The sequence below is a fragment of the uncultured Thiodictyon sp. genome, from assembly GCF_903946935.1.
In the GTDB taxonomy this organism is placed as follows: Bacteria; Pseudomonadota; Gammaproteobacteria; order Chromatiales; family Chromatiaceae; genus Thiodictyon.
The window spans coordinates 19,350-38,675 of sequence record NZ_CAJAXH010000256.1 but is presented as its reverse complement, the minus strand read 5'-3'; the positions used below and the strand labels follow the sequence as shown (position 1 = coordinate 38,675).

The 19,326-nt window shown below is 64.5% G+C and carries 16 protein-coding genes and 2 tRNA genes; 12 read left to right on the top strand and 6 right to left on the bottom strand.

The features are described from left to right. Nucleotides 1-34: 34 nt before the first annotated feature. Nucleotides 35-2,353: a GNAT family N-acetyltransferase gene (locus QZX93_RS22805; RefSeq protein WP_295388543.1), complete on the bottom strand. Its 2,319-nt coding sequence runs from the start codon at nt 2,351-2,353 to the stop codon at nt 35-37. A gap of 368 nt (nt 2,354-2,721) precedes the next feature. On the opposite strand from QZX93_RS22805, the gene QZX93_RS22800 reads away from it, so the two are divergent. Both QZX93_RS22800 and QZX93_RS22795 read left to right on the top strand, forming a co-directional pair. Continuing rightward, nucleotides 2,722-3,303, top strand: coding sequence for a GNAT family protein (locus tag QZX93_RS22800; protein ID WP_295388541.1), 582 nt, complete (start codon nt 2,722-2,724; stop codon nt 3,301-3,303). Nucleotides 3,304-3,399: 96 nt separating this feature from the next. After that, nucleotides 3,400-5,112, top strand: a complete 1,713-nt coding sequence (locus tag QZX93_RS22795) for a cation:proton antiporter (RefSeq protein ID WP_295388539.1) — start codon at nt 3,400-3,402, stop codon at nt 5,110-5,112. A gap of 107 nt (nt 5,113-5,219) precedes the next feature. Here QZX93_RS22795 and lysM read toward each other — a convergent pair whose 3' ends face one another. Next, the gene (lysM, locus tag QZX93_RS22790; RefSeq protein WP_295388536.1) at nt 5,220-5,657 is read right to left on the bottom strand and encodes a peptidoglycan-binding protein LysM; all 438 of its coding nucleotides are present in this window, start codon (nt 5,655-5,657) and stop codon (nt 5,220-5,222) included. Nucleotides 5,658-5,810: 153 nt separating this feature from the next. Between lysM and dapB the strand changes: the two genes are divergently transcribed. Then, nucleotides 5,811-6,626 carry a 4-hydroxy-tetrahydrodipicolinate reductase gene (gene dapB, locus QZX93_RS22785; protein ID WP_295388535.1) on the top strand — a complete coding sequence of 272 codons (816 nt, stop codon included), beginning with the start codon at nt 5,811-5,813 and terminating at the stop codon, nt 6,624-6,626. Nucleotides 6,627-6,632: 6 nt separating this feature from the next. On the opposite strand, the gene QZX93_RS22780 is transcribed toward dapB, so the two are convergent. Further along, entirely contained in the window at nt 6,633-7,019 is a 387-nt protein-coding gene (locus tag QZX93_RS22780) for a DUF3775 domain-containing protein (protein WP_295388567.1), read from the bottom strand. Between the two features lie 308 nt (nt 7,020-7,327). On the opposite strand from QZX93_RS22780, the gene QZX93_RS22775 reads away from it, so the two are divergent. The 4 genes from QZX93_RS22775 (at nt 7,328) to QZX93_RS22760 (ending at nt 9,901) form a co-directional block, all read left to right on the top strand. Beyond that, nucleotides 7,328-8,131, top strand: coding sequence for a M48 family metallopeptidase (locus tag QZX93_RS22775; protein WP_295388532.1), 804 nt, complete (start codon nt 7,328-7,330; stop codon nt 8,129-8,131). A gap of 56 nt (nt 8,132-8,187) precedes the next feature. Next, on the top strand, nt 8,188-9,603 hold the full coding sequence (locus tag QZX93_RS22770; protein ID WP_295388531.1) for a cytochrome c: 1,416 nt from the start codon (nt 8,188-8,190) through the stop codon (nt 9,601-9,603). 75 nt (nt 9,604-9,678) lie between these two features. Then, nucleotides 9,679-9,755: transfer RNA gene (locus QZX93_RS22765), tRNA-Met, on the top strand. Between the two features lie 69 nt (nt 9,756-9,824). Beyond that, nucleotides 9,825-9,901, top strand: a tRNA-Met gene (locus QZX93_RS22760). A 79-nt stretch (nt 9,902-9,980) separates the two neighbouring features. On the opposite strand, the gene QZX93_RS22755 is transcribed toward QZX93_RS22760, so the two are convergent. The 3 genes from QZX93_RS22755 to QZX93_RS22745 form a co-directional block, all read right to left on the bottom strand. Continuing rightward, nucleotides 9,981-11,402 carry a DUF945 family protein gene (locus QZX93_RS22755; protein ID WP_295388529.1) on the bottom strand — a complete coding sequence of 474 codons (1,422 nt, stop codon included), beginning with the start codon at nt 11,400-11,402 and terminating at the stop codon, nt 9,981-9,983. A gap of 58 nt (nt 11,403-11,460) precedes the next feature. Then, nucleotides 11,461-13,353, bottom strand: coding sequence for a 1-deoxy-D-xylulose-5-phosphate synthase (gene dxs / locus QZX93_RS22750; RefSeq protein ID WP_295388526.1), 1,893 nt, complete (start codon nt 13,351-13,353; stop codon nt 11,461-11,463). A gap of 395 nt (nt 13,354-13,748) precedes the next feature. Beyond that, complete coding sequence (locus QZX93_RS22745) at nt 13,749-14,681, bottom strand: LysR family transcriptional regulator (protein WP_295388522.1); 933 nt, start codon at nt 14,679-14,681, stop codon at nt 13,749-13,751. A 262-nt stretch (nt 14,682-14,943) separates the two neighbouring features. Between QZX93_RS22745 and QZX93_RS22740 the strand changes: the two genes are divergently transcribed. From QZX93_RS22740 to QZX93_RS22720, 5 genes are all read left to right on the top strand, one after another. Further along, entirely contained in the window at nt 14,944-16,338 is a 1,395-nt protein-coding gene (locus tag QZX93_RS22740; RefSeq protein ID WP_295388519.1) for a ribulose-bisphosphate carboxylase, read from the top strand. Between the two features lie 219 nt (nt 16,339-16,557). Beyond that, nucleotides 16,558-17,364 (top strand): CbbQ/NirQ/NorQ/GpvN family protein, encoded by an 807-nt coding sequence (locus tag QZX93_RS22735; protein WP_295388517.1) that lies wholly within the window; start codon nt 16,558-16,560, stop codon nt 17,362-17,364. Nucleotides 17,365-17,624: 260 nt separating this feature from the next. Further along, nucleotides 17,625-17,993, top strand: a complete 369-nt coding sequence (locus QZX93_RS22730) for a hypothetical protein (protein ID WP_295388515.1) — start codon at nt 17,625-17,627, stop codon at nt 17,991-17,993. 198 nt (nt 17,994-18,191) lie between these two features. Beyond that, nucleotides 18,192-18,824 carry a hypothetical protein gene (locus tag QZX93_RS22725; RefSeq protein ID WP_295388512.1) on the top strand — a complete coding sequence of 211 codons (633 nt, stop codon included), beginning with the start codon at nt 18,192-18,194 and terminating at the stop codon, nt 18,822-18,824. Nucleotides 18,825-18,884: 60 nt separating this feature from the next. After that, entirely contained in the window at nt 18,885-19,079 is a 195-nt protein-coding gene (locus QZX93_RS22720) for a DUF2283 domain-containing protein (protein WP_295388511.1), read from the top strand. Nucleotides 19,080-19,326 lie beyond the last annotated feature (247 nt).

Below are 19,326 nucleotides of genomic sequence, written 5' to 3'. Positions count from 1 at the left end.
AGGGTAATAGGGATCGGCCACGTTTTATTTGATGTCACCGGTCGAGTAGACGGGCGACGATCCCGCGCAGGGTCGCGACCACCTGCTCCTGGCCCGATGCGCCGCAGACCCCCACCAACTCAGTCACTGGCCGCAACTGGGCGGCGGCGGCGACCAACAGGGCGGCCTCGCCCGGGTCAATCTGGCGGCCGATCAGTGCGGGGCCGAGTCGGCGCCGGGCCAGGGCGGCGAGGGCGGGTAGGGCGGCCTCCAGGGTGCGGTGCCCGGCGGCAAATGAGTTCAACTCCAATCGAGCCCAAGGGTCTTGGGCGGTCGGCGCGCCGTATCGGCCCAGCGCGGCGATGACCGCCGCGGCCACCGCCGGGTCGAGTCGGCGCAGCGGCCCGGGCAGCAGCACCCCCAGCCGCTCGGCGAACCGGGACGCGGCGGCGGCCCGGAAGGCCCAGCCGCGCGGGCTGGCCGGGCGCAGCATCGCCAGCGCGCGCTCGCCGCTGGCGGCGTTGCGGCTGGTGCCGAGCTGCACCGGGCGATAGCCGGCGGCACGCCAGAAGGCGATCAGGCCGGGTGTGCCGCCAAAGCTCGAGCCCAGCAGGTCGATCCCCTCGCCCCTGGCCTCCACGAACAGCGTGCGCAGCAGCCGGCGGCCCAGGCCGCGGCGGGCGAGTGTTGGGTGGATGGCGATGCGGATCACCCGCAGATACTTGAGACGCGGCGCATCCGGGAGCCCGGCATGGGCGGAGAGTGTGAGCGGGAGCAGGTGCCCGCGCGGTCGGCGCCGCCCGTCATAGATCGCCTGCAACAGGTCCGGGTCGGTCATGCCCCCTTCGGCCACCGCGATTAGGGTGCCGACGATGAGTCCGCCCGCGCGCAGGACCAGGACGCGAACGGCGGGTGCATCGAGCAGCAGGCGCAGATCGAGCGGCCGGGTCTGGTAGTGGGCCAGGACCAGTAACCCGAAGACCTGGCCCAGGGTGGCGTCGTCGCCCGCTAAGGCGTCGCGGTCCAGTCGCTCGACTCGGCAGGTGGCCGGATCGAGGCCCTGCAACGCGTCGGCCGTGGCCGGCGCGGCGTCCAATAAGAGTGCGCGAAAGACCAGCGCCTCCAGTGGGTCGTCGGCCATCCAGCGGATGGGGGTCGCCAGGGTGAGTCCCCGCCATAGCGGCGTGCGGCGGTCCAGGGTCGCGCGAAAGCGCAGATCGAAGCCGCGTCCGGTGCCCTCATAGCCGTGGACCGTGGTCGCAAAGATCACGCGCGGATAGTGCTCCAGCAGTTGCGCCAGCAGCGGGGCAGGGATGCCGGCCGCCTCGTCCACCAAAAGTAAGTCGGCTTCCGGGTGGTCCTGGCAGAGCGCGTCCGGGGCCATGAACTCGATGCGCTGTTCACCGGCGGCGAGCCCGCTGCCGACGGCCCGCGCCCCCGGCCAGGCCAGGGCGGCGTGTGCAAAGAGTGCGGCGACGGCGGCGCGGCGCGGCGCGGTCACCAGACAGCGGTAGGGGGCGTCGGCCGCGGCGAGCAGGCGGGCGGCGGCGATCCCCAGGGCGGCGCTCTTGCCCCGCCCGCGGTGGGCGGTGAGCACCAGCGGGCGCCGGGCGCGGCCGCGGGCGTGGCGCAGGATGGCCGCGATGGCGCGCTCCTGATCGGGGGTGGCGGCTTGGCTGGGGTGGCGGGTGTCGTTCGGGTCGCCGCCCAGACCTTCCGCACTGGAGGTCGAGGCTTTAGCCGGACCAGCGCAGTGCAGATGCGATGTCGACCGGCTAAAGCCTCGACCTCCTGTCTCCTTGCCAAGGTCAGCGTGGTCGGGGGCGGCCGGGTGCGGTTGCACGGCCCCGTCGTCGACCGCCTCTTGGGTGAGGATACAGGTCCCGGGCTGCCCGCGCAGCACCCGCACGAGCCGCGCGATAAAGCGCCCCCGCACGGCCGCGGCAGCCCCCGGCCAGGGGGCGATACGCCCGGCCTGGGGGTCGGGCAGGTCCGGCCAGTCCGCGAGCGGCGGGCAGAGCAGGATCAGCAGCCCGCCACCGCGCAGCGTCCCGGTGGCCGCCCCGAAGCCGTCGGGGTCGAACCCGGACCAGGCGTCATAGACCAGCAGGTCGCACTCCCCGCCCAGCAGTTGGGTGGCGGTGGCGAGTGGGCGGGCAGCGGCAAGCGGCCGGTCGCTGAGCCATACCGGGGTGCCCGCACCGCAGTCCCGGGCGGCGGTGCGCGCCGCCTCCAAAGTCCAGTCCGGGGCGCCGGCGAGGACCAGGGTGAGGCGATGGTGAGCGGTCCGCGCCGCGGTGAGCAACCGACGGGCCAGGCGCTGGACGCGCTGGACGCGCTGGTCCGGGTCCAACATGGTGGGCTGCATCGGCATTGACTGACGTGATGGACGTGGTGCCGGTCAACGCTAGCACAACACGCACTGTCGTCGCCAGTCGGGCATCTTTCTTGATCTCGGGCGCCACCAGGATATCCCGCTTTGTGGTTCGTCGCACCCGATCTGTGGCCTTGACGGGTTGTGGGTCTTGTATTAGCCTGCATCGTATTGGCGTCGGCATTGGGGCAGTCGTGGGCGCGAGCCGGATAAGGGGAGCAGCGTTCGAGTTGATTTCGGCCATGCCATCCCGAAATGGATTCGAGCTTGACCCCTGTTGCTGTTCGTGGTGTCTTTAGGTAATTGGATTTGGTTTGTCCCCGATGTTTCCGTTCCCGATCTTCGCATCATCAGGAGATTATAAATAAATGTCGCAAAATAACAGCTTGATATTCAGAAGAGCAGAAACAACGGAAGATTTTCAAAAGATATTTGACCTTCAAAATAGGAATCTAGTTACATCTTTAAGTGAGAGTGATCTTAAGGATGGCTTCTTGTCTGCATCGCCAGCTTTAGGTGAGCTTCAATCAATGAATGACAATATTTGTATTATGACATGTTTTTCTGGCATGGATTTATGTGGGTATCACGTTGCAACGACACCGGAGTTTAATAAGAATTCAGCGTTGCTGGCAGCTATGATGCGGCAATTTAGTCAGATTGCTTATAAGGGTAAAAATATTTCCGAGTACGATTGCTTCATTGCTGGCCCTACTTGTATTGAAAAAAGATATCGAGGGCAAGGTATTTATCCACGGCTTATAGCGGCACTATTTGATTTTCTTGGGAATACGTTAAATCCAGCCAGACTGAGAATTTCTTTTGCATCAAAATCTAATCCAAGATCTTTAAATGCTCAGAAAAAAATAGGCTGTGAAATAATAGGCGAATTCCAATTTAACGCTAATGAATTTTTCATTCTTTGCCTTGATTTAGAAGAAAATCAATAAAATTCAATTGAAACGATGAGCAACGCCGCTGGTGGATGCGCTGCGCTTATCCACCCGACGTCTCAGACGCCACATCAGCCGTGCTCGCCCCCCTAAATGGATCCCAAAACCTTCGTCTCGTCCGCCTTGCTGCTGCTGGTGGTGGCCGCCGCCTCGGTGGCCCTGTTCCGCAAGGTCGGACTGGGCTCGATTCTGGGGTTGTTGGTGACCGGCATCCTGATCGGTCCGTACACGCCAGGCCCATCGGCCACCGGGTACGTGGAGGACTTACGCCGCTTCACCGAGCTGGGTGTGGTGCTGCTGCTGTTCCTGATCGGCCTGGAGATGCATCCGCGGCGGCTGTGGGCGCTGCGACGGACCCTGTTCGGGCTCGGCTCGCTGCAAATCCTGCTCTCGGGGCTGTTGATCGCCGCCTGGTTCCGGCTGTTCGAACCCGACTGGGAGCGGGCCTTACTGTTCGGGTTTGTCCTGGCGCTGTCCTCGACCGCGCTGGTGATGCAGATGCTGCACGAGCGCGGTGAGGTGGCGACGATTCACGGCCAGACCGCCTTCTCGGTGCTGCTCATGCAGGACATCGCGGTCGTCCCCTTGATCGCCCTGCTGCCGGTGCTGGCCGATACCGAAGCCGCGGCGGCCGGGGGGACGGTGCTGGTGCAGATCGGCAGCGCCGCCGGCATGCTGGCCCTGGTGCTGCTGGGTGGACGCTATGCCGTGCCGGCGGTGCTCGACTGGCTGGCGCGCAACCACAACCGCGAGGCCTTTGTGCTGGTCGTTATGACCGCCGTGTTCGTTGCCGCCTGGGCCATGGACCAGGCGAATATGTCGATGGCACTCGGGGCCTTTCTGATGGGGATGATGCTGTCGGGCTCGCGCTACAGTGTCCAGATCGAGGCCATCGTGGAGCCCCACAAGGGGCTGTTGATGAGCCTGTTCTTCATCGCGATCGGGATGTCCATCGACCTGGGGGTCTTGGGCGAGAGCCCCGGGCTCTTCGCGGTGCAGGTACTGGGCATCCTCGTCATCAAGGTGGCGGTCCTGCTCGGACTCTGCCTGCTGTTCGGCACCGGGCCCGCGGTCGCGGTGCGGGTCGGTTTTGTCCTGGCGCAGGCGGGCGAGTTCGGCTTTGTCGTCTTCGGCGCGGCCAAGGCGCTGGGCATCATCGATCAGCGCCAATTCATGACGATGGTGGCGGTGATTTCACTGACCATGCTCCTGACCCCGCTGCTCACCCGGCTCGCCGAGGCGATCACCCGCCGGCTGCCCGACGCGGCGGCCGCGGTCCATGCGTCGCTGGCCTACCCCGCGCAGGGCGGTCCCGGGGCCAAGGTGGTCATCGGCGGCTATGGGCGGGTCGGGCATGCCATTGGCATCATTCTGCAACAGCACGGGGTCGCGTTTATGGCCTTCGAGTCAGACGCCGAGTTGGTGGCCAGTTGGCGCAACGAGGGGCACCCGGTCTACTACGGCGACATCGGCGATCCGCACCTGCTCGATGTCGTGGACATCACGGCGGTGGCGCTGGTGGTCTTGACCATCGACAACAAAGCGGCGGCCATCCGCGCCACGCGGCTGATCCGTGCCCACGCGCAGACCGTCCCCATCATTGCCCGGGCCCGCGATCTGACCACCTGCGACGCACTGGCCCGCGCCGGTGCCACCCATGCCTTCCCGGAGACACTGGAGGCGACGTTGCGTCTGGCCGCCGTGACGCTGCGCGCGCTGGGCGTTGCGACCGATGAGGTGGATAGGCTGCTGGCCAACGTGCGCAATAGCGACTATGCACTGTTGGACCCGGAGCAGGTGGCGTAGGAGCGGCCCCCAGGCCGAGACGGCGTGCCGCGGGGCCTCTTGCTCGACCGCGGCCGGTGCCCTCGTCGCCGTCACCAAGACCACCCGTCCGGGTCCACGCCGGGCGGCTAGGCGGCGCCCTGGGGGATGCGGATCTTCTGTCCCGGGAAGATCAGGTCCGGGTCCTTGATGACCTCCCGGTTGGCCTCGAAGATACGCGGGTAAGCGTTGGCGTTGCCGTAGGCGTGCTTGGCGATCGCCGAGAGGGTGTCACCCTTCTTGATGATGTAGAAATCGACTGCGGCGGTCTGGGGCGGGGCACTGAGCTGATCGGTCTTGACCTCCGATACGCCGTGAATGTTGCCGGCGATCAGCACCGCCTTCTCCAGGGCCTCGGGGCTCGCCGCCGTGCCGGAGAGTGACACCACGTTGTTGTCGTAGCTCACTTTGAGTCCCGTGATGCCCGGATTGTCCTTCTCGATCTCCGCCTTGATCTTGTCGCCCGCCTCGGCGTCGCTGCCGAAGACCTTCTTGCCTACGTCTTTCACGAAATCAAACAGCCCCATGGCAGCCTCCACTGGCGTTGGTTGGTGGGATCGGTGTTCAGCCCGGCTAACGCTAGCACAAATCGGCCGCGTGCCTAAGCCCAATCCGGTCGACCCCCGGTGGCGAAAGGTGCTAATGTCGCGCGCCATCGCTAACGGTTGGGAAGTTGCTTAATGAATGAGATCAGATGCGCGATCACCGGTGCCGGCGGTCGCATGGGGCGTACCCTGGTGCAGGCAGTGACCGAGTCCGTTGGACTGGTGCTGGGGGCGGCGAGCGAGCGGCCGGACTCCAGCCTGATCGGGGCGGACGCAGGTGAACTGGCGGGGGTCGGTCGGTTGGGGGTCGCCATCGGCGCGGACCTCGCCGCGGTCACCGACGCTTTCGACGTGCTGATCGACTTCACCGCTCCGGCGGCGACCCTGGACCACCTGGCCCTGTGCCGCGCGGCCGGCAAGGCGATGGTGATCGGCACCACCGGGCTCGACGCCGGGCAGCGCGCGGCGGTGGCCGCGGCCGGCGGTGAGATTGGCATCGTCTTTGCCCCGAACATGAGCGTGGGTGTGAACCTGTGCTTCAAGCTGCTCGATATCGCCGCCCGGGTCTTGGGGGACGAGGTCGATATCGAGATCATCGAGGCGCATCACCGTCACAAGGTGGACGCGCCCTCCGGCACGGCGCTGCGCATGGGCGAGGTGGTGGCGGCGGCCCTGGGGCGGGATCTCAATGAGGTGGCGGTCTACGGTCGCCAGGGCCATACCGGGGCGCGCGAGCGGCGCACCATCGGTTTCGAGACCATCCGCGCCGGGGACGTGGTGGGCGAGCACAGTGTGTGGTTTGCCGCGGACGGCGAGCGGGTGGAAATCGCCCACAAGGCGTCCAGCCGCATGACCTTCGCCAAGGGCGCGGCGCGGGCGGCGCAGTGGCTTGGCGGCCGCGGGGCCGGGCTCTACGACATGCAGGACGTGCTGGGGCTGCGTGATTTCTAGCCCGGATCAGTCCTCGCAGGAATAGCCGTGGGCGATCAGCCCCTCTTCGAGGTCGTCCGAGACCATGGGATGGGCGATCAAATACTGGGCCGCGCGCACCGAATAGTCGCCGATGGCGTCGTCCACGGCGCCCTCCCAGTCCTCCAGGGTGTAGTCGCCGCGCCCGACCCACATCAGTGCGATCAGCTCGGCGCGCTGGCGCTGGTTCATCTCGCCGATGCACTCCACAAATTCCATAAGGGTGTAGTCCCCGCTGTGGTGTGCCAGGACTTGCAGCGCCCAGTCCTCGCTCGGGCTTGACGGGACATCGGGGATCACCACATCTTCCTTGGACTGGAACTCCCGGGCCTTGGCAATGATGTAACAGATGGTGTCGAGCGGTATGTGCAGCATGGGCGGCGGCTCCTTGGCGGTGATGCGGAACCGACCGGCGTGCTGTCCGGTGAGCCCCGTGGTCTTGTGCTTACTGTGAACGTCGCGCCGGGAGCGCGCCAATTCTCCCGCCCCCTTGGGGGAGGGCTGGGGAGAGGGACAGGCCAAGGTGCCTGCGGGTGGCGCGGGCGCCATGGCCGTTAGGCTGCCTAGTGTACTACGCCTGGCAGGGGATACGGACGGGGCGCGCGGCGTACCGCTTGTGGATGATGATGAGAATCCGCGATCATTGGGACTTCCACGCAACCCCCGGCCCTGGAGTGACCACCATGTTCAGCTCGAAGCCCCTTCGCGGCGCCGCGTTCGTGTTGACGACGCTCATGCTTGGCGCCTGCGCCACCGCCCCCGAGACCGGGCGCCAGCAGTTGTTGATGGTCGATACGGAGCGTGAGGCCCAGTTGGGCATCGGTGCCTTCGAGAAGAAAAAAAAGCAGACGCCAATCTCTAACAATCGCGATGCGAATCAACAGCTCCAGAGTGTCGGTCGGCGGCTCGCTCGGGTGGTTCAAGCGCCCAACGCCCATTGGGAATTTGTGCTCTTCGAGGATAAAGAGCCCAACGCCTTCGCGCTGCCCGGGGGCAAGGTGGGGGTGAATACCGGCATCCTGCCGATCACCAAAGACGAGGCGGGCCTGGCCACCGTGGTGGCGCATGAGATCGCCCATGTCAGCGCCCACCATGGGGCCGAGCGGACCTCCCAGGAGGTGGCGGCGCAGGTGGGCGGCTCGCTCCTGTCGATCGCCCTGAGTGCCACCGGCCTCGGTGGGCTGGGCGAGAATCTGGCGATGCAGGCCTTTGGGCTGGGGACCCAGTATGGATTGTTGCTGCCGTATTCGCGCATGCAGGAGTCCGAGGCGGACCAGATCGGACTACTCTACATGGCCCGCGCCGGTTATGACCCGCGGGAGGCGATCGCCTTCTGGCAGCGTTTCGATGTCTATAACTCCACTCATGGTGGCAATGGCCCCGAGTTCCTGAGCACCCATCCGCTGGACGCGACCCGGATTGGCGAACTCCAGAAGCACCTGCCGCAGGCCCTGGCGGAGTATCGCAAGGCGGGGGGGGCGGGCTGAACGCCGGCCCGGTGCGGCGCCGGTTTGTCTGCGGATTCCGGGCGTTTGCGGCGGGAATGACGGCGCTCGCCTGGCTGGCCGGGTGTGACTCCGGCCGTCAGGGCCAGGGGGGCGGCGATCAGTTCTTGGCCAAGGCCGAGGTGGGTCGGATACCCGCCTATCCCCAGCGTCCCGGCGATGCGCAGAAGGGTTATGACGTTCTGGTCAACCGCGCGGCCCTGACCTGCGGTCTGCCCTACAACGCCTATGCCAAGGCGGTGGCGAGGTCCAAGCCACGGGGCGCGCCGGGACCCCAATTTCCTGGGCGCAGCGGGCGTAATCGTGAACTGCCCTACATGCTGAGCGCGCACCAGGCCCCCAGCGGGGTGGAGCTGGTGAGTACCAACTGTCTCGCCTGCCATGCCGCGACGCTCGACGGCCGGCTCATCATGGGGCTGGGTAATGCCTTTCTGGACATGACCCAGGACCCGGCGGTTGAGATTGCGGCGACCGGGGCCTTGGTGACCGGCCAGGCCGAGCGGGCGCAGTGGCGGCGCTGGTCGGAGCGCATCACGCGCCTGTCCGGTGACCTGCTGACCGACACGGTGGGGGTGAACACCGCCGCTCACTCCACCCTCGCGCTGATGGCCCAGCACGATCCCAAGACCCTGGCCTGGAGCGATAAGCCGCTGCTGGCGCCGCCGCCGCAACCGGCCCTGCCGGTGGCGATACCGCCATGGTGGAACCTGCGCAAGAAGCACGCACTGTTCTACAGCGGGGAGGGGCGCGGGGACCTCGCCCGCCACCTGCTGCTCGCCAACACCACCTGCACCGACTCGGTGGCCGAGGCCAGCGCCATGGACCTCTGGTTTGTGGATATCCGCGCCTATCTGGCGACCCTGGCGCCGCCCAAGTATCCTTACGCCATTGATCAGGCTCTAGCGGAGCGGGGTTATTCCCTCTATCGGTCGCAGTGCCAAGGCTGCCACGGCACCAACGGCGAGGACTGGCGCTATCCCAATCTGGTGGTGCCCCTGGGCGAGGTGGGGACCGATCCGGCACTGGCCCGCGCGACTTACAATGACCTGGACCGCTTCCGCGCCTGGTTCCGGCAGTCCTACTATGGCGAACGGTCGCAGCTCACCCCCGCCCTGGGTTATGTCGCCCCGCCGCTCGACGGCGTCTGGGCCACCGCCCCCTATTTGCACAACGACGCGGTGCCGACCCTGGCCGCCCTGTTGGACCCGTCGGCGCGCCCGGCCTACTGGCGAGCGCGACGAACCGCCGACGGGGCGCCCATCTATGACCCCGAGTCGCTCGGCTGGGCCTACGACACCCTGTCCCAGGGCAAGTCCGCCGCCATGAGTTGGGACGAGTGCGATCAGGTCTACGACAGCACTGGCAAGGGGTATGGCAACGGCGGGCACCGCTTCGGCGACACCCTGTCGGCCGCCGACCGCCGGGCGTTGATCGAGTACCTCAAGACCCTCTGAGACATGGCAATCTTCATCAAAGCGTAAATAATGTTTGCACAGGTGGGCAGGCGTCTGTATACTTATTGGCTCAGATGCGGGGTGGAGCAGTCTGGCAGCTCGTCGGGCTCATAACCCGAAGGTCGTAGGTTCAAATCCTGCCCCCGCTACCATTATTGGAGATAATGGCCGTCAGCCAGCGGTTGTTATTCATTTTTTAGACTTGTTAAACAAAGAACAGATGCGGGGTGGAGCAGTCTGGCAGCTCGTCGGGCTCATAACCCGAAGGTCGTAGGTTCAAATCCTGCCCCCGCTACCAATTGAAAAGGCTTATCGGTGAACCCGATAAGCCTTTTTTTTGTCCGGCTCAAATTAAGAAGAGTGCGTTGGGGATGGCGCTAACGGCCGGGTGAAAACGGCATCGGCATCCGCTTGCCATTGATGGTGAGTCTCCCTTGGGCGAGCCGCAGGGCGCTGGTGACACGGCCGTCGCGGGCGGTGACCCAGCCGCCGTCGATCCAGGCCTTCAATTGGTCCTCGGCCGCGCTCGCTGGTATAGCGCCGGTCCCGGCGAGCCAGTTGACCGCGGTGGGTCGGGGAAGGGCCAGTTCGCCCTCGCCGGTCAGGGCGGCGGCGGGGTTGCCGCCGAGCAGGGCGCCGAGCAAGGCGGCGGTGCCAGTCGTGGGGCCGTCGCGGCCGGCGGCGGCGATCGACAGGTGCCCCGCGACTGGGCCATCCGGGCTGCTCGTGGTAAAGGGGTTGATCCCGATATTGGGGCCGGCGGCCAGGAAACGGGGCAGCACCTGGGCGAGCAGCGTAATCCCGATCATGCCGCGCATGTCCGGGGTCGTGGTGTCGGCCAGCAGCAGCCGCAGGCCGAAGAACATTTCGGTCAGTGTCTGGGCGTCCAGCGATTGGGCCGAGAGGCCGACCACCGGGGCGCGATAGTCGCTGCCGCCCAGCCGCAGTTGTTCAGCGGTTGCCTTCAATCGCAGGTCCAGCCGCAGGGTGGGGGCCGCTCCCTTGGGCACCTGATCCAGGGTCAGCGCCAGCCGGTCCAGGACGGTTTCATTAGGGGGCGTGCCCGCCTGCGGCTCCGCCCTCAAGCGGGCGGTGGCGATGTCGAGGGTCGCGTGGCCGCTGAAGGGTCCGCCGATCCAGTCAGTGAGTTCCGCCGTGAGCCGCGCGTCAGTCAGGCGCGCCGCCGAACCGTCGGGGTTGTCCAGTGCCAGCTCCGGGATATGCAGCTCGATCAGTGCATGGCGTGGGTTCAGGGTGAAATCGGCGGCGCCGGTGATCGCCTGACCATGCAGTCGAGAGGCGTCCGCCGGCTGGGCTGCACCGGGTGTTTGGTCGGTGGCCGGGATCAGCAGGTGCGTGCGCCCGGCGCCGTTCGCCCCGACACCGGTGGTGAGGATGAGTGGCGGTAGTGTGAGCGGTGCATCGAGCCATTCGACACGGGTCTGGACCCGGGCCACCGCGGGGAAGGGGCCGTTGCGCAACCCCCCGCTGAACCAGGACCAGGGACCCTGATCGATACGGCTGTCGAGCCGGAGGTGGTTGATGGCGGGGAAGAGTACACGAGCGTCCGTGGTGTGCCGGGTCAGTTCGGCGCTGGCATGCGAACTGAACCAGCCGCGGTCATAGTGTTCCACCAGGACCCACCCCGGGGATAGGGAGTCGACTGCGCTGCGCAGCAGGCTCTGATAGGCGCGCTGGGCGCCCGCGCCCAAGGCCCCGGGGAGGGCGGCCGACAGCAGGACGACGATCAGCCCAAGGGCGATCAGGACGCCTTTGGCTGAGGGCCTCAGCGGTTTCATCCGGCGCTCTGGGTCGACTCGCCGCACCCGGGTGCGGCGCTGCGGTCGATGTCCCCGATCATACGGCGATGGGGGCGGGGGCGAGCCGCAGGCCCAGGCGTTCCAGCTCGGCCTGGACGCGGGCGGCGATGCCGGCCGCGTCGAGTCCGCAGGCGGCGAGCTGGGCCGGGTGTTCGGCGTGCTCCACGTTGCGGTCGGGGAGCCCCAGGTGGATACAGCGCATCACCACTGCGTGCTCGGACAGCAGTTCGGCGACCGCGCTGCCGGCCCCGCCGGCGATGGCGTTCTCCTCCACGGTGACCAGGAAGTCATGGTTGGCGGCCAACTCCAGGATCAGGTCCGCGTCCAATGGCTTGATGAAGCGCATGTCGGCCACCGTGGCGTCGAGCCCCGCGGCGGCGGCCAGGGCCGGGGCCACCATGCTCCCGAAGGCGAGTAGGGCGCAATGCCGGCCGCGGCGCAACACCCGCCCGCGCCCGATGGCCAAGGCCGGGGCGGCGGGGTCGATCGCGGCGCCGCAGCCGCCGCCGCGTGGGTAGCGCACCAGTGCGGGGCCGGGGTATTCATAGGCGGTGCGCAGCATCGCCCGGCACTCGTTCTCGTCCGACGGGGCCAGGATCAAGAGGTTGGGGATGCACCGCCCAAAGGTCAGATCGATGCCCCCGGCATGGGTGGCGCCATCCGGTCCCACCAGTCCGCCCCGGTCCACGGCGAAGGTCACATCCAGGTTTTGCAGGCAGACATCGTGGATCAGTTGATCGTAGGCGCGTTGCAGGAAGCTGGAATAGATGGCCACCACCGGCTTGAGACCATCGCAGGCCATCCCGGCGGCCAGGGTGACGGCGTGCTGTTCGGCGATGCCGACATCGAAAAAGCGCTCCGGGTAGCGCTTGGCGAAGGCGGTGAGGCCGGAGCCCTCGCACATGGCCGGGGTGATCCCCACCAGGCGCGGGTCCTGATCTGCGGTGTCGGCGAGCCAACTGCCAAAGACCTGCGTATAGCTCGGTGAGCCCGCCGGCCCCTTGATCAGCCGGCCGGTGTGGCGGTCGAAGGGGGTCACGCCATGATAGGTGACCGGCTGGCCCTCGGCCGGCTCATAGCCGCGACCCTTCTGGGTGACGATATGGAGCAGGCGCGGGCCGGGGATGCCGCGCATGTTGCGCAGGGTGCGGATCAGGCCGGGGATATCGTGGCCGTCGATGGGGCCGATATAGTTGAAGCCCAGCTCCTCGAACAGGGTGCCACCCATCACCATGCCCTTCATGTGCTCTTCCCAGCGGCCCACGAACTCGCGCAGGTGGGGCATGGCCTTGAGCGCGGTCTTGCCGCCCTCGCGCACGGTGGTATAGAGCTTGCCGGAGAGCAGGTGCGACAGGTGGTTGCTGATGGCGCCCACCGGCGGGGAGATCGACATCTTGTTGTCGTTGAGCACCACCATCAGGTCGACATCGAGCGCGCCCGCGTGGTTCAGGGCCTCGAAGGCCATGCCGCCGCTCAAGGCCCCGTCGCCGATCACCGCGACCACCTGGCGCCGCTCCCCATGCTGGCGCGCGGCCAAGGCCATGCCCGCGGCGGCGCTGATGGAGGTGCTGGAGTGGCCGACGCCGAAGCTGTCGTAGGGGCTCTCGCTGCGCTTGGGGAAGCCCGAGAGCCCGTCCTCCTGGCGCAGCGTACACATGCGCGAGCGCCGACCGGTGAGGATTTTATGGGGATAGGCCTGATGGCCCACGTCCCACACTAAGCGGTCCCGGGGGGTGTCGAACACGTAGTGCAGCGCGATGGTCAACTCCACCACGCCGAGCCCGGCCGCCAGGTGGCCGCCGGTCTGGGAGACACAGTCGATGAGAAAACTACGTAGTTCGCCCGCGAGTTGGGGCAACTGGCCCTCGGCGAGTGCGCGCAGGTCTACGGGTGTGTCGATTGAATTCAGTAGCGGGTGCCGGTGAGGCATGATTCTGGTTGGTCGTCTTGCTGGCCGCGCCGGGGGCGCTTAAGGTCCCGCGCGGGCGCTAGCCGGCACGGGGGATAAGGCCGTCGGAGCGGGCGCCGCGCCTGGTCCGTCTCCGGGTGCAGGGGCGCTCGGTCGAGGCCGGCGGTAGCTCGCTAGTGTAGTCGATGCGCCCCGGCCGGGCACAGTTGAACATGACCGCGATGTTTTAATGGAATCTAGGCTAGGCCGACTATCTCACGCCAAGGCGCCAAGGTTAAGAATCTTGCTTGTCGCGTCAGGCACATCGCCGATCTCGCCGCTGCTGACAGTCAAGTCACGGCCTTCCACTAGTGCATTGTTTTCTTGGCGATCTTGGCGCCTTGGCGCCTTGGCGTGAGACTCGTGAGAAATTCGCGCTAGGCAGTCGGCACGCTCGCCGATGCGACGATGGGTGCGGCGATCCGGGGGGCCTCCTCGATCACGAAGTCGCGGAAGGCACGGGCGGCGGGGGAAAGTCGCTTGCCGCGCCGATAGACCAAATGCCACTTACGCGCCAGGGGGAAACCTTCCACGTCCAGGACCTTGAGCCGCCGGGTCTCCAGTTCCAGTTCGATGGTGTGCAGCGAGACGACACTCAGACCCAGGCCGGCGCGCACCGCCTGCTTGACCGCCTCGTTGCGGGTCATCTGCATGCCGTGGCGGATCGCCATCCCTTGCTCCTTGAAGAAACGCTCCATCGCCTGACGGGTCCCCGAGCCAGGTTCACGCATCACGAAGACCTCGTCAGCCAGGTGCGCCATCGGGATCGCGCGCGCGTCCGCCATGGGATGGTCGGGTGGGGCGATGACCACCAGCGGGTTGTCCATGAAGGATTCGGATTCCACATCGATGTCGGTGGGCGGCAATCCCATGATGGCTACATCGATGCTGTTGCTGTCGAGCAGTCGCATCAGGGTCTCGCGGTTGGTCACGTCCAGCCGCGGGGTGACGCCGGGGTAGCGCTGGTGGAAGGCAGCCAGCAGGCGCGGGGCGAAATAGTTGACTGTACTGGCCACCGCGACATGCAGCCGGCCCCGGTTCACGCCCTTGAGCGACTGCAGGACCTCGTCCAACTCTTGCAGCGAGCGGTTGATGCTGCGGCTGTAGTTGTAGATCTCGCGCCCCGCCTCGGTGAGTTCGATGCCCTTGCCCAGGCGCTCGAACAGTGGCAGCCCAGCGGTCTCCTCCAACTGGCGGACCTGCATGGAGACGGCCGGTTGACTCAGGTGCAGTTCCTCGGCGGCACGGGTGTAGCTCAGGTGCCGGGCGACGGCCTCGAAGACCCGGAGTTGGCGTAGCGTCAGATGCATCGGCGGTCTCTGGTGACGGGGGAGGGAGGCGGTCGGTCGCCGGTCGCGCCAGCCGGTTGGCCGGCGGACACCGGTGGGCTCGAGGCATAAGGCATCGCTTATGCGTGCTATAAAATACTTAGAATGTACTTATGTTGCAAGTCCGGGTAAATTGTCGTCCGACTTAAGTGCGCGGCGAAGTTGCCGACCAGACGCGAAAGCGGGCCGCGCGCACGGTACAATTTTCCGACCTCGGCCAACTCAACCACTGTAGGAACAATCCATGTCGCTTGACCAGTCCGCGCGTTACTCCGACCTTAGCCTGACCGAAGCCGACCTGATCGCGGGCGGCAAGCACATCCTTGTCGCCTATCGCATGAAGCCCAAGGGCGGCATCGGTTACCTGGAGGCCGCCGCCCACTTTGCCGCCGAGTCCTCCACCGGCACCAATGTCGAGGTCTCAACCACCGACGACTTCACCAAGGGCGTCGACGCGCTGGTCTATTACATCGACGAGGCCAAGGAGGACATGCGGATCGCCTATCCGCTGGAGCTGTTCGACCGCAACATCACCGACGGGCGCATGATGATCGTGTCCTTCCTGACACTCGTCATCGGCAACAACCAGGGCATGGGCGATATCGAATACGGTCAAATCCAGGACTTCTATGTCCCGGAGCGCGCCATCCAGTTGTTCGACGGGCCCGCCAAGGACATCTCCGACCTGTGGCGCATCCTCGGCCGTCCGGTCAAGGATGGCGGCTATATCGCCGGCACCATCATCAAGCCCAAGCTCGGCCTGCGCCCCGAGCCCTTCGCCCACGCGGCCTACCAGTTCTGGCTGGGTGGCGACTTCATCAAGAACGACGAGCCCCAGGGCAATCAGGTGTTCTGCCCGGCCAAGAAGGTCTATCCGTTGGTCTATGACTCGCTCAAGCGCGCCCAGGACGAGACCGGCGAGGCCAAGCTGTTCTCCGCCAACATCACCGCCGACGACCACTACGAGATGTGCGCGCGGGCGGACTTCATCCTGGAGACCTTTGGACCCGACGCGGACAAGGTTGCCTTCCTGGTCGATGGCTTCGTCGGCGGCCCTGGCATGATCACCACCGCGCGCCGTCAGTACCCCAACCAGTACCTGCACTATCACCGTGCCGGCCACGGCATGATCACCTCGCCGTCCTCACGGCGCGGCTATACCGCCTTCGTGCTGGCCAAGATCTCCCGCCTGCAAGGGGCCTCCGGCATCCACGTCGGGACCATGGGCTATGGCAAGATGGAAGGCGGCGCGGACGACAAGATCATCGCCTACATGATTGAGCGCGACGAGTGCCAGGGTCCGGTCTATTTCCAAAAGTGGTACGGCATGAAGCCCACCACCCCGATCATCTCCGGTGGCATGAATGCGCTGCGTCTGCCCGGCTTCTTCGAGAACCTGGGTCACGGCAACGTCATCAACACCGCCGGCGGCGGCGCCTACGGCCACGTCGACTCCCCGGCGGCCGGTGCGATTTCGCTGCGTCAGTCCTACGAGTGCTGGAAGGCCGGCGCCGACCCGATCGAGTTCGCCAAGGAGCACAAGGAGTTCGCCCGTGCCTTCGCGTCCTTCCCGCACGACGCCGACAAGCTCTTCCCGGGCTGGCGCGACAAGCTGGGCGCGGCGGTCGAGCACAAGTAAGCGGTTCGGATTGCTGAGACGGACCTGACGAAAGCCCCCGCCCAGCGGGGGCTTTTTGTTTTGGGCGCCGTGCCCTATCGTTGCCTATCGTTCAGGCCGACGAAGAGGTCTCACGCCAAGGCGCCAAGACGCCAAGGGAGGATTCGTCTTGGCGTCTTGGCGCCTTGGCGTGACATTTTTTCAGGCCTTTCGACATCACCTGTGACCCCGCGAGCCCTCATGAGTATCGACACCGAGCAGTACCGGATCAAAGACGCGCCCTTCTACCAACCCCAGGGCAATGAGATTACACTCTATGAGGCCGCCTATCAGCGCCGCCTGCCGGTGATGGTCAAGGGCCCCACCGGTTGCGGTAAGTCGCGCTTTATCGAGCACATGGCCTGGCGCCTGGGCAAGCCGCTGATCACCGTCGCCTGTAATGAGGACATGACCGCCTCGGACCTGGTCGGACGCTATCTGTTGGACGCCACCGGCACCCGCTGGCTCGACGGCCCGCTCACCGTCGCCGCGCGCATCGGTGCCATCTGCTATCTGGATGAGATCGTCGAGGCCCGCCAGGACACCACCGTCGTCATTCATCCCCTCACCGACCACCGGCGCGCCATGCCGTTGGACAAGAAGGGCGAGGTCGTCACCGCCCATCCCGATTTCCAATTGGTCATCTCCTACAATCCGGGCTATCAATCCCTGATGAAGGACCTGAAGCAATCGACCAAGCAGCGCTTTTCCGCCCTGGTCTTCGACTATCCCCCGGCGGACCTTGAGACCCAGATCGTCGCCACCGAGACCGGCACCAGCCTGGAGGTCGCAGGCGCGCTGGTTAAGATCGCCGCCGCCGCGCGCAACCTCAAGGGTCACGGGCTGGATGAAGGCATCTCCACCCGGCTCCTGGTCTATGCCGCCAACCTGATGGACGAGGGCATCGCGCCGCGCGAGGCGAGCCGGATGGCGTTGGTCGATCCGATTACTGACGATGAGGACATACGGTCGACGCTGCATCATGCGATTGATGCGGTCTTTCCATAAGAATTTTTTCGGCGGGCGCGCCGGGCGGTGTGCCTGCATTGAGGGTAGTGCCGCGCGCCCGCCGGAAAAATTCTTATTGGCATAATGCAAACAACAGCTTGGTGCAATATTCCGTAATGCGTTGATTGCTTGGTTCTTCTCGTTCCCACGCTCCGTGCTCCGCGTGGGAATGCAGTCTTGGCCGCTCCAGCGGCTCGCATGCGCACGCGACGCTGGAGCGTCGCAACTTGCTCCCACGCTGGAGCGTGGGAGCGAGAAGAATGCTTATTTTGAAAATTTTTCCGGAGGGTTTTATGGCTAAGAACGCTAGAGAGATCGTCGAGGATTATATCGAGGTGCTGGCAGAGCGGCTTGTCAATGATGATCCGGCTGTGACCAGCGTAATGGCAGAGACAAACGCCTCCGGTTTCGAGCTTGATAGCTATGAAATCAAATCGGCTGAATTCGCTGGCGACAGCAAAGAAGTTGTTTTCGACGTTAGACTTAGTCTCTCTGGAGACCAAGACCCAGAGTCTCCCCCTTGCGGAAGCTGCATTCAGGTCATGGTTTCTGGCTGCCTCGAAAACCAGGAAGGCAAATGGCAAATCAAGGCTTACGGAACGGAGTCGTGCAGTTTAAGTGATTTTTGATTTATTTCGCCCCAATCCTTTCCCCTGCCAATGGGTTTCTTCTCGTAAGCGTGTAGGGGGGCGAAGCCACCCCTGCCCGTTGTCGCCAGTGGGTATTCCCACTACTTATCGGTGTTTCCTTTCGCTCATCGAGTGATCTCGCCGCGAGGAACTCACTGTGGTTATTAAGCTGCTGATATTTCGGTGTAAGGTGGCGATATGGCATATGACGACTTCTCACTCGATGGTCACGGAAAGGTAGTTGCCTCAAAGGCGATTAATAAGGTAGTCTCCAACATCCGCTCTGTATGGGAACAGGTGTTCAATGAGCCAATGGAAATCCGTGGCTCTAGTCCGACGGATCGTTTTCGCAGCGTCCTAGAGCAACTTGAGTCTGCGCTAAGAAGAGATGACAAGGGGCGAATAACAGAAGTTTTGGATATGGATGAATCCAAATCTGTCATAGATATTATCGAAGAATTGGCAGAACCGGATGTTCAGCTAGTCACAGACGTGAGCGACCTAACGCCGAATCAGATCAAGCAGGCAATATATGAGGTTGCCAGGAGGCTCGGTAATGACGAGGAAAAGGTCGACGTAAACATGCAAGTTTTCTTGCGGAAGACTCTTGATCAGGTATTTGAAACAGCTTTGTTGAAAGGGCGCATCAACGTGGGTGAAAATCGTCATTTTCCGCGCCTTTTGCAGTGGCTAATGGAGTGCGAGGAGGAAACTGATTGGGGAGATAGCCAAGGTATACATATCCTCAACGCGGCTTTATCAGGCAGGGTTGCGAGAAATCCGACGAACCCGAGTAAGTTATTAGTCAGAATCGATCGCTCTTATCTCTGAGTCAGCGTTCGTAGGTTTGGTTAGCGTAGCGTAACCCGACGCTGAGCAGAGGGTTGTCACATGAAAGTACATTATGACGATGAAGTTGATGCTTTGTACTTGAGTTTCGGCGAACAATCGCCGGACGGAGTCATTGAAATCGCAGAAGGCGTCAATCTCGACACCGCGGCGGACGGAAAGATTTGCGGTATAGAGATGCTTAGAGCATCCGAGCGGCTCGATCTTGAGGCGATTATTTCTTATATGCTTGAATAGTAAAGAAAATTGGCCGGCTCCTTTTTCCTGTTAGCTCTAATTTTTTCCCGATGCTCTGGGGGGAATAGTGCGCAGACCACGTATACTTTTATGAACGAATAAGCGCATGAAAATTGATCGTCTCGTCTGGCCTGATGATCGTATTGAGCATATCGCACGTCACCATATAGCTCCCGCCGAAGTGGAGGAAGTCTGTTTCGGGCGGCCCCTGGTGTTACGAGCGAAATCAGAGGGTGCAAACCCGGTC

Excerpts from the sequence above, each read along its gene's own strand:
- QZX93_RS22800 (WP_295388541.1), top strand. The coding sequence starts at position 2,722 with ATGTCGCAAAATAACAGCTTGATATTCAGAAGAGCAGAAACAACGGAA.
- QZX93_RS22735 (WP_295388517.1), top strand. The coding sequence starts at position 16,558 with ATGAGTATCGACACCGAGCAGTACCGGATCAAAGACGCGCCCTTCTAC.
- QZX93_RS22770 (WP_295388531.1), top strand. The coding sequence starts at position 8,188 with ATGACGGCGCTCGCCTGGCTGGCCGGGTGTGACTCCGGCCGTCAGGGC.
- QZX93_RS22725 (WP_295388512.1), top strand. The coding sequence starts at position 18,192 with ATGGCATATGACGACTTCTCACTCGATGGTCACGGAAAGGTAGTTGCC.
- lysM (WP_295388536.1), bottom strand. The coding sequence starts at position 5,657 with ATGGGGCTGTTTGATTTCGTGAAAGACGTAGGCAAGAAGGTCTTCGGC.
- QZX93_RS22805 (WP_295388543.1), bottom strand. The coding sequence starts at position 2,353 with ATGCCGATGCAGCCCACCATGTTGGACCCGGACCAGCGCGTCCAGCGC.
- QZX93_RS22755 (WP_295388529.1), bottom strand. The coding sequence starts at position 11,402 with ATGAAACCGCTGAGGCCCTCAGCCAAAGGCGTCCTGATCGCCCTTGGG.
- QZX93_RS22745 (WP_295388522.1), bottom strand. The coding sequence starts at position 14,681 with ATGCATCTGACGCTACGCCAACTCCGGGTCTTCGAGGCCGTCGCCCGG.
- QZX93_RS22730 (WP_295388515.1), top strand. The coding sequence starts at position 17,625 with ATGCTTATTTTGAAAATTTTTCCGGAGGGTTTTATGGCTAAGAACGCT.
- dapB (WP_295388535.1), top strand. The coding sequence starts at position 5,811 with ATGAATGAGATCAGATGCGCGATCACCGGTGCCGGCGGTCGCATGGGG.
- QZX93_RS22780 (WP_295388567.1), bottom strand. The coding sequence starts at position 7,019 with ATGCTGCACATACCGCTCGACACCATCTGTTACATCATTGCCAAGGCC.
- QZX93_RS22720 (WP_295388511.1), top strand. The coding sequence starts at position 18,885 with ATGAAAGTACATTATGACGATGAAGTTGATGCTTTGTACTTGAGTTTC.
- QZX93_RS22775 (WP_295388532.1), top strand. The coding sequence starts at position 7,328 with ATGTTCAGCTCGAAGCCCCTTCGCGGCGCCGCGTTCGTGTTGACGACG.
- QZX93_RS22740 (WP_295388519.1), top strand. The coding sequence starts at position 14,944 with ATGTCGCTTGACCAGTCCGCGCGTTACTCCGACCTTAGCCTGACCGAA.
- dxs (WP_295388526.1), bottom strand. The coding sequence starts at position 13,353 with ATGCCTCACCGGCACCCGCTACTGAATTCAATCGACACACCCGTAGAC.
- QZX93_RS22795 (WP_295388539.1), top strand. The coding sequence starts at position 3,400 with ATGGATCCCAAAACCTTCGTCTCGTCCGCCTTGCTGCTGCTGGTGGTG.